At 41.8% G+C, this 13,386-nt stretch carries 12 protein-coding genes; 10 read left to right on the top strand and 2 right to left on the bottom strand.

Annotation, left to right across the window (positions count from 1 at the left end):
• Nucleotides 1–226 precede the first annotated feature (226 nt).
• The 10 genes from urtA (at nt 227) to QZ265_RS05920 (ending at nt 11,105) form a co-directional block, all read left to right on the top strand.
• Nucleotides 227–1,582, top strand: a complete 1,356-nt coding sequence (gene urtA / locus QZ265_RS05965) for an urea ABC transporter substrate-binding protein (RefSeq protein WP_296404360.1) — start codon at nt 227–229, stop codon at nt 1,580–1,582.
• 199 nt (nt 1,583–1,781) lie between these two features.
• Nucleotides 1,782–3,710, top strand: a complete 1,929-nt coding sequence (gene urtB, locus QZ265_RS05960) for an urea ABC transporter permease subunit UrtB (protein ID WP_366513663.1) — start codon at nt 1,782–1,784, stop codon at nt 3,708–3,710.
• A gap of 10 nt (nt 3,711–3,720) precedes the next feature.
• On the top strand, nt 3,721–4,791 hold the full coding sequence (gene urtC, locus QZ265_RS05955) for an urea ABC transporter permease subunit UrtC (protein ID WP_296404358.1): 1,071 nt from the start codon (nt 3,721–3,723) through the stop codon (nt 4,789–4,791).
• Nucleotides 4,791–5,819 (top strand): urea ABC transporter ATP-binding protein UrtD, encoded by a 1,029-nt coding sequence (gene urtD, locus QZ265_RS05950; RefSeq protein ID WP_296404355.1) that lies wholly within the window; start codon nt 4,791–4,793, stop codon nt 5,817–5,819. Before urtC ends, urtD begins: the two co-directional genes overlap by 1 nt.
• 101 nt (nt 5,820–5,920) lie before the next feature.
• A complete protein-coding gene (urtE, locus tag QZ265_RS05945) occupies nt 5,921–6,619 on the top strand; it encodes an urea ABC transporter ATP-binding subunit UrtE (protein ID WP_296404353.1) in 699 nt (232 codons plus the stop codon).
• Between the two features lie 216 nt (nt 6,620–6,835).
• On the top strand, nt 6,836–7,714 hold the full coding sequence (gene lgt / locus QZ265_RS05940; protein WP_296404350.1) for a prolipoprotein diacylglyceryl transferase: 879 nt from the start codon (nt 6,836–6,838) through the stop codon (nt 7,712–7,714).
• 150 nt (nt 7,715–7,864) lie between these two features.
• Nucleotides 7,865–8,725 (top strand): thymidylate synthase, encoded by an 861-nt coding sequence (locus tag QZ265_RS05935; protein WP_296404348.1) that lies wholly within the window; start codon nt 7,865–7,867, stop codon nt 8,723–8,725.
• An 88-nt stretch (nt 8,726–8,813) separates the two neighbouring features.
• A complete protein-coding gene (locus QZ265_RS05930; protein ID WP_296404346.1) occupies nt 8,814–9,395 on the top strand; it encodes a dihydrofolate reductase in 582 nt (193 codons plus the stop codon).
• Nucleotides 9,396–9,557: 162 nt separating this feature from the next.
• Nucleotides 9,558–10,250, top strand: coding sequence for a phospholipase D-like domain-containing protein (locus tag QZ265_RS05925; RefSeq protein WP_296404344.1), 693 nt, complete (start codon nt 9,558–9,560; stop codon nt 10,248–10,250).
• 234 nt (nt 10,251–10,484) lie between these two features.
• The gene (locus QZ265_RS05920) at nt 10,485–11,105 is read left to right on the top strand and encodes a phospholipase D-like domain-containing protein (protein WP_296404342.1); all 621 of its coding nucleotides are present in this window, start codon (nt 10,485–10,487) and stop codon (nt 11,103–11,105) included.
• 152 nt (nt 11,106–11,257) lie between these two features.
• Here QZ265_RS05920 and QZ265_RS05915 read toward each other — a convergent pair whose 3' ends face one another.
• Both QZ265_RS05915 and QZ265_RS05910 read right to left on the bottom strand, forming a co-directional pair.
• Nucleotides 11,258–11,431 carry a hypothetical protein gene (locus QZ265_RS05915; RefSeq protein ID WP_296404340.1) on the bottom strand — a complete coding sequence of 58 codons (174 nt, stop codon included), beginning with the start codon at nt 11,429–11,431 and terminating at the stop codon, nt 11,258–11,260.
• 64 nt (nt 11,432–11,495) lie between these two features.
• Nucleotides 11,496–13,319: an aminopeptidase P family protein gene (locus QZ265_RS05910; RefSeq protein WP_296404338.1), complete on the bottom strand. Its 1,824-nt coding sequence runs from the start codon at nt 13,317–13,319 to the stop codon at nt 11,496–11,498.
• Nucleotides 13,320–13,386 lie beyond the last annotated feature (67 nt).

The raw sequence follows: 13,386 nt of genomic DNA, 5'->3' as shown, positions 1-13,386 counted from the left end.
TATTTTAATCGTATTCGTTTTTATCTCTTAAAGTATATAAATCGACTGTTAAGACAAGTTAAATCATCTTTTATAGGTCATAAATATTCCAATTTACAACTATAAGAACAATAGTGGTGCAATTTCATTAAGTTTATGTTGGCACAAATATTGAAACATAATTAACAGTTAGTAACCTATCATTACTTCAGCTTACATAGCTGTTATTTTACTCATGGAGAAACACATGTCTTTATTCGCCACTGTTCCAGTCGTCGCAAACCGTTCTACAGATTCTAAAATATCTTCACGCCTATCTGTATTAGCTGTGGCAATAGTTGGAAGCTTGAGCCTTATTGGGTGCCAAAAACCAGCAGAAACCAAAAGTGAGACAGCACCAGCAGAAACCAAAACTGAAACGACAACTGAAACTAAGACCACGCCGGCCTCTAATGGCGATACCATTAAAGTAGGTATCTTGCACTCTTTATCTGGCACCATGGCCATTTCAGAGACGTCGTTAAAAGACACAGCACTTATGACCATTGAAGAAATTAACGCCAATGGCGGTGTATTGGGTAAGCAACTTGAGCCTGTGGTTGTAGATCCTGCATCAGATTGGCCATTGTTTGCAGAAAAAGCTCGCCAGCTTTTAACCCAAGACAAAGTAGCCGTTATTTTTGGTGGTTGGACCTCCGTATCACGAAAATCAGTACTGCCGGTTGTTGAAGAGTTAAACGGTTTGATGTTCTACCCAGTACAGTATGAAGGTCAAGAGCAGTCAAAAAATATCTTCTATACTGGTGCTGCGCCTAACCAACAAGCCATTCCAGCGGTAGAATATCTAATGAGTCCAGAGGGCGGTAAAGCTGAGCGTTTTGTATTGCTAGGTACCGATTATGTTTATCCTCGTACCACCAATCAGATTTTAAAGGCTTTCTTAAAATCTAAAGGCGTGGCTGATGCCGATATCATGGAAGAGTACACGCCATTTGGCTTTAGTAACTATCAGACTATCGTATCAAACGTGAAAAAGTTCTCAACGGGCAAAAAGACAGCGGTAATCTCTACCATTAATGGTGATTCAAACGTGCCATTTTACCGTGAGCTTGCCAACCAAGGTATCAAATCTTCTGACATTCCAGTAATGGCATTCTCAGTAGGGGAAGAAGAATTACGCGGCATTGACACTAGCTTACTACAAGGTCATTTGGCAGCATGGAACTATTTCATGTCGGTTAAAAACCCAGTCAATAGTGACTTTACCAAAAAATATAAAAAGTACGCGCTTGATCATAAACTTCCAAATGCCGATAAAGTTGTGACAAATGATCCTATGGAAGCGACGTATGTTGGTATCAATATGTGGAAACAAGCAGTTGAAAAAGCAGGCACGACTGATGTTGATAAAGTACGTATCAGTATGGGCGGTCAAACGTTCAATGCTCCTTCTGGTTACACCCTAAAAATGGATGAAGAAAACCATCACTTATGGAAACCTGTGATGATTGGTCAGATTCGTGCTGATGGTCAGTTCGATGTGATCAGTAAGACACCAGATGTTATCCGCGCTGAGCCTTGGAGTAAATACATCCCTAAATAGCGGTTAGCTGTCTAAGGATTAGTAATAATTAACTGTTTGGCAACCTGTCCTTTAGATATTTATAAAGGTAGGCAAAAAAGCCTTAATAATCCTAGCCCTACTTCTACAACATTAAAAGAGAATTGGACCTCATGGCCATTCTCTTTTATATCAATAACCCTCCCCTATAAGTTGATTTAAAATCACTAAGGAGCCGAAAATGATGCCTATGCTTAATTCACATTCAATACGCCGGCAGCGCTTAGTTACAGATGCCGTAGTGACTAATACCAACGCACAATGTAAGGTAGAACAGCAAGATAACGTAGAACATCAACACCATAAAGCCGCTATTTATAAACAAGGGTTATTGCCACACTTTATGAACCTTTGTTTATGGGTGGCCACGTTATTAACTATCACTATTTTATTAGTGCTACCAGCGCAGGCTCAAACAGCGTCTGTTACCCAAACTAATACTCCTTCTGAGCCTGCCAATACTGTGGCGATCACCTCTCAAGTTGCCAATGCGCCAGACAATACTTTGGCTGATCAAAACGATCAATCGCTAACTACCCCAGCAACTTTAAATAATGCCACCACCGTTACTGAAGTAACCTCAAATTCCAACGCTTTAGACCCTATCCAACAATTTGTCGCTGGTGACTTTAATAAACGACAAACCATGCTTAATCATTGGCCAGGATCCGTAGAAAGCCTAGATACTTTGGTTGAATTAATCAGTAAAGATGAGTTATACCAGGGTAATAATGGTCAGACCTATTTGCTCAATAGTGAAGATCAGCTTTTTACCTATCCAGATAAAAAAGAGACCGCAGATTGGCCTAGTGATTTATCGCAAGTCACTTTGACGAGCACATTGCGCTCAGCACTTATCTTTGGTCAAGCCAAAGTAAAATTAGCTTCAGATCAGCCTGCACAGCGATTAAAAGCAGTTGATATCTTGTCTGACAACATTGATCAAGTAGATCCTGCCCTTATCAGTGATGCAACAGCTAAAGAAAGCAATAAAAAAGTGCTCGCTGCCTTAAGTGCGCTACAAGCTCGTATTGATTTTAAAACTGGTGATACGGCTACAAAGATTAAAGCTTTAAATCAACTAGCAGACAGTGATAATCCACAAGTTTTGGTTGATATAGAGTCATCATTAGCTGCTGGTAACTTAGATCCTGCTTTAAAAACTGCCTTAACCAGCGCCCAAAGTAGTGTTGCTAATCGCATCAAAATAAGTACTTGGACCGGACACTTATTTACCGGTATGAGTACCGCTAGTATTCTTTTGCTAGCTGCTCTTGGTCTTGCCATTACCTTTGGTTTGCTAGGTGTCATTAACATGGCCCATGGTGAGCTGATTATGATTGGCGCCTACTCTACTTATGTGGTTCAAAACTTATTTAAAACCTACCTTCCCGATATGTTAGGTTGGTATCTTGTCGCTGCTATACCTGCTGCCTTTTTAGTCAGTGCCATTATCGGTATGATTATCGAGCGCGTTGTGATTCGCCCCTTATATGGTCGTGAGCTTGAAACGTTACTGGCAACCTTTGGTGTCAGTTTAATACTTATGCAATTAGTGCGTATGATTTTTGGTGCTCAGAACGTGGAAGTCAGTAACGTTGACTGGCTAAGCGGCGCCTATCAAGTTTCAGCCAGCCTATCGTTACCCTATAACCGTATCGCCATTATTGGCTTTACCGTGATTGTATTGGCATTACTGATTTATTTATTAAACAAAACCCGCTTTGGTTTGTTTGTCCGTGCTGTGACTCAAAACCGTCAAATGGCACGAGCCGTAGGAATTCGCTCAGCGCGTATCGATATGTTGGCGTTTGGGTTGGGTTCGGGCCTTGCAGGATTAGCAGGCTGTGCATTGGCACAAGTGGGTAATGTGGGCCCAGATTTGGGACAAACCTACATTATTGATGCTTTCTTAGTTGTCGTTGTCGGCGGTGTCGGTCAAGTTTGGGGTGCAGTATTGGCTTCATTAGGCCTTGGTATCAGTGGCACGGTGCTCGAGATTGGTATCGGTGCGGTTATGGCTAAAATAATACTTCTGGTTCTTGTGATTCTGTTTATTCAGAAGCGTCCACAAGGTTTATTCGCCCTCAAAGGCCGCTTTGTGGATTAAGGAGAACCTCATGCGTATTACTCAACTATTATCTGACTCCCCGCGAAACTCTATTCTAATTGGATTGTGTTTCCTAGTTTTGCTGATATTACCTTGGCTACATTTACTGCCAGATACATCAGCATTGCACCTTTCGGCCTACTGGATTACCCTAATTGGTAAGATTATGGCGCTTGCCATGGTCGCCCTAGCTTTAGACTTAGTTTGGGGTTATGCCGGTATTTTAAGTCTCGGACATGGTCTTTACTTTGCCCTTGGTGGTTACGCCTTTGGCATGTATTTAACTCGTGAAACCGCCGGTGATGCCCTGCCAGACTTTATGCGATTTTTAAGTTGGACTGAAATGCCATGGTTTTGGGCAGGTACACAAAACTTTTGGTGGTCAATAGCATTAGTGATTCTGGTACCAGGACTAATTGCCTTTATCTTTGGTTACTTTGCCTTTCGCTCTAAAATCAAAGGGGTTTATTTTTCAATTATTACCCAAGCGATGACTTATGCGGCAGCTTTACTGTTCTTTCGAAATGAAACGGGCTTTGGTGGTAACAACGGTTTCACTGGCTTCACGACCTTACTCGGGTATGACATTACCGCAGCTTCGACCAGAGCTATGCTTTGCTTTGTCACAGCTTTAGCCCTACTGTTATCATATCTAGGTCTGCGTTATTTGATGAGTCAACCCTATGGCCGTGTGCTTGGTGCCATTCGTGACAGTGAAAACCGGTTACAGTATTTGGGCTATCGTACGCTTTGGTACAAGCTATCAGCATGGGTATTATCGGCCATAATTGCCGGCATTGCAGGCGCACTATATGTACCTCAAGTTGGTATTATTAATCCGGGTGAGATGAACCCTGTTAACTCTATTGAGATGGCGGTATGGGTTGCAGCCGGTGGCCGTGGAACATTGATCGGTGCTATCGTCGGTGCAGGTGCGGTTAATGCGATAAAAACTTACTTTACGGTGGCCTATCCTGAATTCTGGTTACTTATCTTAGGTGGTCTATTCGTCGTTGTTACCTTATTTATGCCGAATGGCATTATTGGCCTACTCGACCGATTTAAGAAGGAAAAAGAATAATGCCAAAACAAACGATTGATTCGACGACAGATACAACTGTGGCGCAGCCAACCAAAACAGATAATTTATTAAAATCGCCTAAGAATGAGTCCTTAAATCAAGAGACTGATTTACTTACATCTGTCCATAGTAACGATACTACTGATGTATACAATAACGACTCCAATAATGAACCCGCTACTACTCACTCAGCAGTGACTAACAAAAACCGAGTGACAACATTGGCGGAAGACTACGGCGATGGTTTAGGCCTAGCACATATTAAACCTAAGTCCGGTCCTGATATGAGCCATGGTATTGCGCTATATTTGGAAGAAGTTAGCGTGTGGTTTGACTCGTTTCAAGCCCTTAATAACTTGTCTTTATATATTGAAGAAGGCGAGCTTCGTTGTATCATTGGTCCTAATGGTGCAGGTAAAACAACGTTAATGGATGTAATTACTGGTAAAACCCGACCTACTGAAGGAACGGCTTTTTTTGGTCAAATTCATGATCTATCTAAGTTGTCTACCGAACAAATCGCCGAAGCAGGCATTGGTCGTAAGTTCCAAAAACCGACCGTTTTTGAGAACTTTACTGTACTTGATAACTTAATGTTGGCTGCTCCGAAAGACAAACGGGTTTCAAAAAGTTGGTTTACCAAAATTGATGCCGATACTCAAAATACGCTCGACTCTACACTAAGCCAAATTCGCTTAAAAGACATGCTTCATAAGCCTGCTGGACTGTTATCTCATGGTCAAAAGCAGTGGCTTGAAATTGGGATGTTGTTAATGCAGCAACCAAAGCTTATCTTACTCGATGAGCCTGTTGCCGGCATGACGGATGCCGAAACCGAACATACCGCTGAACTGTGCTTGCGTCTTAAAAAGGACCATACCTTAGTGGTCGTTGAACATGATATGACCTTTATCGATGCCATTAGTGAAAAAGTAACCGTATTGGCAAATGGCGCAATTTTAGCCGAAGGCACGTTACATGAGGTTCAAAATGATGAAGCAGTAATTGAGACTTATCTTGGTCGTTAACCTTAAATAGTCTTAAATTACGAGTCTGCAGTTCATATAAGACTTTAGCAATAAGCCAGTTGCGCCATTCTCACCATACACAGACAAATTAGGGTAGTCCTATGTTACAAATAAATGCCATAAATCAATATTACGGAGGCAGCCATATTCTGCGCGATGTCACCCTAACTGCGCCCATTGGCGAGTGCAGTGTGATATTAGGCCGCAATGGCGTGGGCAAAACCACCTTGCTAAAGTGCTTAATGGGTATTTTACCGATTAAATCCGGTCAAATTATGTTGGATGATAAAGACATCAGTAACCAAAGCCCAGAGCAACGAGTGCATCAGGGGTTGGCTTATGTACCACAAGGTCGAGATATTTTTTCGACGCTTACGGTCGAAGAAAATATTTTGATTGGTATGGCTAAATTCTCTCAAAGTAAAGCGAGCAAAGTTCCTAAGCATCTCTATGATTTATTTCCAGTACTTAATGAGATGAAGCATCGACGCGGTGGTGATTTGTCTGGCGGTCAGCAGCAGCAGTTGGCCATAGCACGTGCGCTTGCCTCAGAGCCTAGAGTGCTGATATTAGATGAACCAACCGAAGGCATCCAGCCTTCAATCATTAAAGACATTGGCCGAGTCATTCAAGATTTGGCAAGTCAAGGTAACATGGCCATTGTCTTGGTCGAGCAGTTTTATGAGTTCGCAGAAGAACTGGCTGATAACTATACGGTATTATCACGAGGCCAAGTTGTGGCACAAGGTAGAGGCTCTGAAATGGCCGCAAATAATATCCAACAATTGGTGGCCATTTAACGTCTATTTAGCCATTAGCGGTATTTTATGCTATTTATGGTTATACCATAGCCTAAACTAGAAACACATTTTTAACTTTCTTAGTCAAGAATCACTATGTTCTTGGCTTTTTTTATTGAAAATCGATATATAGCGATATTGTACTAGCAGTATTCGAAAGGATCTATTTTTGCTATTATGAGTTTCATTTATTGACCAACTTTGTGACCCTAAGCCATGATGATTCATCCACAATTTGACCCTATCGCTCTTTCGCTTGGCCCCATTCAAGTCCACTGGTATGGCTTTATGTATCTGCTTGCCTTTGTTGCTGCCTATGCACTGGCCTGGTATCGCAGTTCTAAACGAGAAGGTTGGACCACGGATATGGTGTCCGATTTGGTGTTTTTTGGAGCACTGGGTGTTATATTAGGGGGTCGTATTGGTTATGTACTGTTATACCAATTCGATGAATTTTTGGCCAATCCTGCCTACCTATTTAAAGTCTGGGAGGGCGGAATGTCATTCCATGGCGGCTTTATTGGGGTAGCCTTGGCAATGATATATTTTGCCCGTAAATACAAAAAACCCATTTTTACTGTACTAGATTTTATTGTACCCTGTGTACCTACCGGACTTTTATTTGGGCGAATTGGTAACTATATTAATGGTGAGCTTTGGGGTCGTGTTTCTGATGGTGGCTATAACTGGTTGACCTACTTTCCACAAGCCGCAAACGCCGATTCAGCTTTAATTACCACCAATCCTGCTTTGCAATCTTTGATGATTCAATTTGAGGATAGCTACCTATTACCACGTCACCCTTCACAGCTTTATGAAGCTTTTGCAGAAGGGTTATTAACTTTTATTATCGTGTGGTGGTTCTCCTCTAAACCTCGACCTCGTATGGCGGTAAGCGCCTTGTTCATGCTGTGCTATGGTATTAGTCGCTTTACTATTGAGTTTTTCCGTCAGCCAGATGAAGGCTACCAGTTAATCTTTGGTTGGATGAGTAAAGGTCAGCTGTATACCTTACCCATGCTTATCTTTGGAGTAATTTTAATGGTATTGGCTTATCGCCGTCAGCAATACGACTGGGGCAAATACGCCGCTTAACCATATTCTTCATAATATGCTTAACCACATGCTTAATAACATTCTTTACCACACGCTTGACCACATTTCTAATATTAGAAAAATAGCCAATTTAATATGTATGTAGAATTGTCAGTTCACTTATTTTATTAATAATTTGATTGTAGACTTATGATAACCACCAAAAATGAAGCCGCCTATCTTGACTTAATCCGCTATGTGCGTGACCACGGTACCGAAAAGGGAGACCGTACAGGTACGGGCACATTCAGTCATTTTGGTGCCCAGTTACGCTTTGATTTAAACGATGGCTTTCCACTATTGACCACGAAAAAAGTGCACATGAAATCTATTACCTATGAGCTCTTTTGGTTTTTAAAAGGCGATACCAACGTTAAATATCTGCAAGATAATGGCGTACGTATTTGGAATGAATGGTCAACGGCAGAACAGACAGCACGCTTTGGTCGTCCTGAAGGTGAGCTTGGCCCAGTATACGGTCATCAGTGGCGCAATTATGGGGCTAGCAAAGCTGAGGACGGTAGCTACAATCAAGATGGCGTGGACCAAATCATTGATGTGATTGAGCAAATTAAAACCAATCCCAATTCACGTCGTTTAATTGTTTCAGGTTGGAATCCAGCGGAAGCGACTCAAGTTGCGCTACCCCCTTGCCACACTTTATTTCAATTCTTCGTAGCAGACGGCAAATTGTCTTGCCAACTGTATCAGCGCTCAGCAGATTTGTTTTTGGGTGTACCCTTTAACATTGCTAGCTACTCGTTATTGACGCATATGATTGCGCAAGTTTGTGATCTACAAGTAGGTGAGTTTATTTGGACGGGTGGTGATTGTCATTTGTATAAAAACCATATCGAACAGGTCAATGAACAGCTGTCTCGTAAGGCATACGAGCTGCCAAGCTTGTGGTTAAATCCTGAAATTAAAGATATTTTTGAGTTTGAATTTGACGACATTCGTGTAGACAATTATCAATCACATCCGGCCCTTAAAGCACCGGTCGCAGTTTAGTTTTTGCAAGTTTTATTAAAACACATTATCTAACGTGTAGTGAAATGAACATCAATAATAAAAACAAATATCCTTTAAGGACACCTTTATGAGCTATGCCCATACCCAAATTGCCCAAATAGCGGCCATTAGCAATAATCGTTGTATTGGTAAAGACAACGAACTGCCATGGCACATCTCTAATGACTTGAAGCATTTTAAAGCGATGACCACTGCCGAAACGAATGCCTATGTGGATAGTGGCGTGAAAGGTATCGTTATTATGGGTCGCAAGACGTTTGAGTCTATGGGTAATAAGCCTTTACCGAAACGGGTGAATTTTGTTATTACTACCCAGATGGATTATGTGGAGAAACATAATTTAAAAGGAAAAAAAGACCTTCATGTCGTGCACAATATAGACGACGCCTTAACTCATGCTGCCAATATAGCTCATGGCTTGAAGTTTGATACCATTTGGATTATTGGTGGTGAGAAAATTTTCAAAAATACCATGATGTATACTGACCGTATTGAGCTGACCATTGTTGATACAGAGATTGAAAATGGTACCGCTTTCTACCCTCTGCTTTCAGACGAGTTTAAAATAACCGCAGAGTCTGATACACATATGGATAACGATAGTGGTTTAAGCTATAAGTTCGTAACCTATGAGGCAAGCGAAAACTAACAACTGCTTTCAAACTTTTTATATATCGTGACATTGATTTAAACTAGGGTCAACGCAATCGAGCTTAAAGACTAGACAACTGAGTGGAATGAGGTTGACGCCACAATTGGTTTAAAGGAATAGCAGTAAACCAGCTTTGCTTTAAATCATTCTGAGTCCATTATGGCAATAAGCCTATTGAAAAAACTGCTCATTGCCATACTGGTATTATTTGGCCTGCTAGCATTGCTCGGCATAATATCCTATCAGGACCTACCAGACAATACGGATCGTTCTGTCTCAACGCATCGTCCTATTCATATAGATAGCCCTATCGCCAAACGCCTAATGCCTGTTATGGCAGCACATCCTAATCAAAGCGGCCTTTACCTATTGGATAACAGTCATGAAGCCTTACTATCACGATTGGCACTGGCGGCATCAGCACAAAATAGCCTCGATGTGCAGTATTATATTTGGCATGATGATACAACAGGACATTTATTGATGCAGAGCCTGTACCAAGCGGCAGATCGCGGGGTACAGGTACGACTACTTCTCGATGACAACAATACCGATGGTATGGATGAATTACTTGCCAGCGTCAATGCTCATCCAAATATTGAAGTGCGTCTATTTAATCCCTTTATGCAGCGCAGCTTTCGCCCGCTTGGCTACTTAAGTGATTTTTTTCGCTTAAATAGACGCATGCATAATAAGTCCTTTACCGCAGATGGCTTAATGACCATAGGTGGGGGACGTAATGTGGGTGATGAATACTTTGGCTTTGGAACCGGGGTGATGTTTGCAGATTTAGATCTACTCGCGGTCGGACCTGCTGCTCAAGATGTAGAGCAAGATTTTGATCGCTATTGAAGCAGTCAATCGGCTTATCCTATCGAGCGTATCATAGATGTTTCGAATCCTAAGCCCTTTGAGATAATACCTGTTGATGATAGCCAGACAAAAGCCTTCTTACAAGATTTACAACATTCAGCCTTTGTCAAACAACTAAAACAAGGCAACATTCCTCTAATATGGACCAAAACCAAGCTAATTAGTGACTCACCTGACAAGGTTTTAAAGGCATCTAAAAATTCTGGTTCTTTATTGACTGATATCCTCCCTTTAATGCAGCAAACTCAACAAGAGTTACTCATCATATCGCCTTACTTTGTTCCCACTAAGCGAGGTTATACCCTATTTTCAAACTTGGCTAAAGACGGTAAACGGGTAGCTGTACTGACCAACTCGTTGGCGGCCACAGATGTGGTACCTGTGCATTCTGGATATGCCAAATATCGCACACCGCTACTCGAATCGGGGGTTTCAATATTTGAACTCAAACCCATGGCCACCGTTATCATTCAAAAAAATCGTGGCAGCATGATCAAACGTAGCGGCTCAAGCTTACATGCTAAAACCTTTATTATTGATAATAAAACCTTATTTATCGGCTCATTTAATATAGACCCTCGCTCGGCTCGGTTAAATACCGAAATGGGTTTTGTAGTTGATAGTCCAAAGCTTGCCAGTTATTTGGCTGATAATATGAAAAAGAATCAAATGCAATACAGCTATGCGGTCAGCTTAACCTCGCAAGGTAAACTGCACTGGGAAACAAAAGAGCACAACCAGCTTGTTGCGTATGACGATGAACCCCACAGCTCATTTTGGTCTCGTGTTGGGGTCTGGATATGTTCGTTGCTACCGATTGAATGGTTGTTGTAAGCTTCTGCAAGCTGAAATACGGCTACACCCTTTACTACTAAAACTGCTTATCATCATTTCGACTATTACAAGGTAGCTAAGGTAGCAGTAGCAGCGGCTTAGACAATAAATCCACTGTGTGTGAATAAATTAGCTGGCTAAATAAACTACCTCTAATCCAGTTCCCCAGCTATTAGCGTTACTACATCTGTAGTAAATGAGCCATCAGCCTGTAGCTTATAATAGTCTTTTACCTCTTGACCAATTTGCTGTTGCTGCAGTTGTTCTGACAACTTTGAGCGTATCATCGGATAAATCATAAATTGGAATATGAATAAATATCTCAAAAAAACCCTCCTTTAGATCACCAAAAGAGGGCTTTAAGAATAATTATTAAGTGCTTAAAACCTATTACATCGCTTTTGTGCGCTCAGTCAACCAAGCAAGCGCTTCCCCTTCAACACGGTCTTTTAGCTCATGATAAACATGACTATGGTAGTCATTTAACCAATCGATTTCATCTTGAGTCAAAATATTTGGGTTCACCAATCGGGTGTCAATAGGACATAAAGTCAACGTTTCAAAGTTAAGATAATGACCAAACTCAGTTTCTTGTGGCGTCGGTACCGGCTGATTAACCATTAAGTTTTCGATACGAATACCCCACTTACCTTCACGGTAGAGACCTGGCTCATTGCTGCTAATCATACCTACCTTCATCGCTCGCTCTGGCGGATTACTGGCTGAGTAAGCAATCACTTGCGGACCTTCGTGGACATTTAGGAAGTAGCCGACACCATGACCAGTACCATGACCATAATCCATTTGCGCTTGCCATAGTGGCGCACGGCAAATAGCATCAATTAGTGGAGAGGCAATACCATCTGGGAAGCAAGCTTTGGCCAAGGCAATATGAGCTTTTAAGACAAGACTAAAGTCACGCTTTTGCATGTCATTGACATTGCCAATACCGACCACACGAGTAATATCAGTGGTGCCATTTTGATACTGCGCTCCTGAGTCAATCAATAACAAACCATCGCCGTCTAAATAGCTAAACTTATCCTCTACTGCACGGTAATGAGGTAGCGCACCGTTTTCGTTATAGCCAGCAATAGTTGGGAAGCTTGGCGAGACATAGTGCGGCTGTTTGCTCCGCACATCAATGAGCATACTATCAACATCTAATTCACTTAGACGCTCACCTCTATGTAAGCGAGCTTCAAAATCACTGAAGAACTCACACAGTGCAGCTCCATCTTGACGCATGGCCTCACGTACATGCTCGATATCCTCTTTGGATTTAACAGATTTTAGCAGTGTGCTTGGCGCAATTTGCTCAATCATAGCAATGTCATCACCTAGGTCATTTAGGGTGCCTACTGCCACTTTATTGGGATCCAATAATAATAAATGCTCAGGTGTCAGTTCGCCTAGTGCGCCTTTAACTTGGTCATAGTCTGCCACGCTAATGCCAGCATCATTCAACAACTTAGCGATATCTTCGCCTACTTTAATGTTGTCAATATAAAGCGTTGCCTTATCTGCAGTAATGATCATATGCGCCAAAAAGACAGGGTTGTAGTCGACATCATTACCACGCAAGTTGGTCAACCATGCTAAGTCATCTAAGCTTGAAATCAAATGATGAGTGGCGCCAATTTGCACCATATGCGCACGCACCTCAGCCAATTTCTCTTGCGCCGACTGAGACACAAACTGATCATCATGCGCAAATAGCTGAGCGCTAGGTAGTATAGGACGGTTTTGCCAAATTTCATCCAATAAATCCAGCTCAGTAATGAGACGAATACCTTCGTCTTCACTATCCGCAACCTCATCAAACGCATCAAGCAGTCGATCTTGTTCCGCCAGTGACAAGACATTGCCATCAATGGCCACACTATCACCCGACTTTAGGTTTTCAGCTAACCACTGTACATGATTGGGGGAACCAGGTTGAAGTTTTTGAAGGGTAATACCAGTATTTTCTAATTGTGCGGCCGCTTGTACCCAGTAACGGCTGTCAGCCCAAAGACCCGCAAAATCCTGAGTCACTACTAGTGTACCTACAGAGCCGGTAAAACCTGATAGCCACTGACGGCCTTGCCAGTATTCAGGAAGATATTCTGACAGATGTGGATCTGCTGAAGGCACGATAAGGGCATCGATTTCATTAGTTTTTAGCACTTCGCGTAAATCGCTAATACGCTGCTCTATGACTGACTTACTCATAACTTACCTCTTTTTATTACAAATATTATAGGAAGGATTTATAAGCGAATATTTTTTATAATTACGT

It is taken from the genome of Psychrobacter sp., assembly GCF_018260395.1.
Lineage (GTDB): Bacteria > Pseudomonadota > Gammaproteobacteria > Pseudomonadales > Moraxellaceae > Psychrobacter.
The sequence above is the reverse complement of the archived record's forward strand: the minus strand, read 5'-3'. Positions and strand labels throughout refer to the sequence as shown.

Bases quoted from the DNA above. Each gene is read 5' to 3' on its own strand.
- urtA (WP_296404360.1), top strand. From the start codon at position 227: ATGTCTTTATTCGCCACTGTTCCAGTCGTCGCAAACCGTTCTACAGAT.
- urtB (WP_366513663.1), top strand. From the start codon at position 1,782: ATGATGCCTATGCTTAATTCACATTCAATACGCCGGCAGCGCTTAGTT.
- urtC (WP_296404358.1), top strand. From the start codon at position 3,721: ATGCGTATTACTCAACTATTATCTGACTCCCCGCGAAACTCTATTCTA.
- urtD (WP_296404355.1), top strand. From the start codon at position 4,791: ATGCCAAAACAAACGATTGATTCGACGACAGATACAACTGTGGCGCAG.
- urtE (WP_296404353.1), top strand. From the start codon at position 5,921: ATGTTACAAATAAATGCCATAAATCAATATTACGGAGGCAGCCATATT.
- lgt (WP_296404350.1), top strand. From the start codon at position 6,836: ATGATGATTCATCCACAATTTGACCCTATCGCTCTTTCGCTTGGCCCC.
- QZ265_RS05935 (WP_296404348.1), top strand. From the start codon at position 7,865: ATGATAACCACCAAAAATGAAGCCGCCTATCTTGACTTAATCCGCTAT.
- QZ265_RS05930 (WP_296404346.1), top strand. From the start codon at position 8,814: ATGAGCTATGCCCATACCCAAATTGCCCAAATAGCGGCCATTAGCAAT.
- QZ265_RS05925 (WP_296404344.1), top strand. From the start codon at position 9,558: ATGGCAATAAGCCTATTGAAAAAACTGCTCATTGCCATACTGGTATTA.
- QZ265_RS05910 (WP_296404338.1), bottom strand. From the start codon at position 13,319: ATGAGTAAGTCAGTCATAGAGCAGCGTATTAGCGATTTACGCGAAGTG.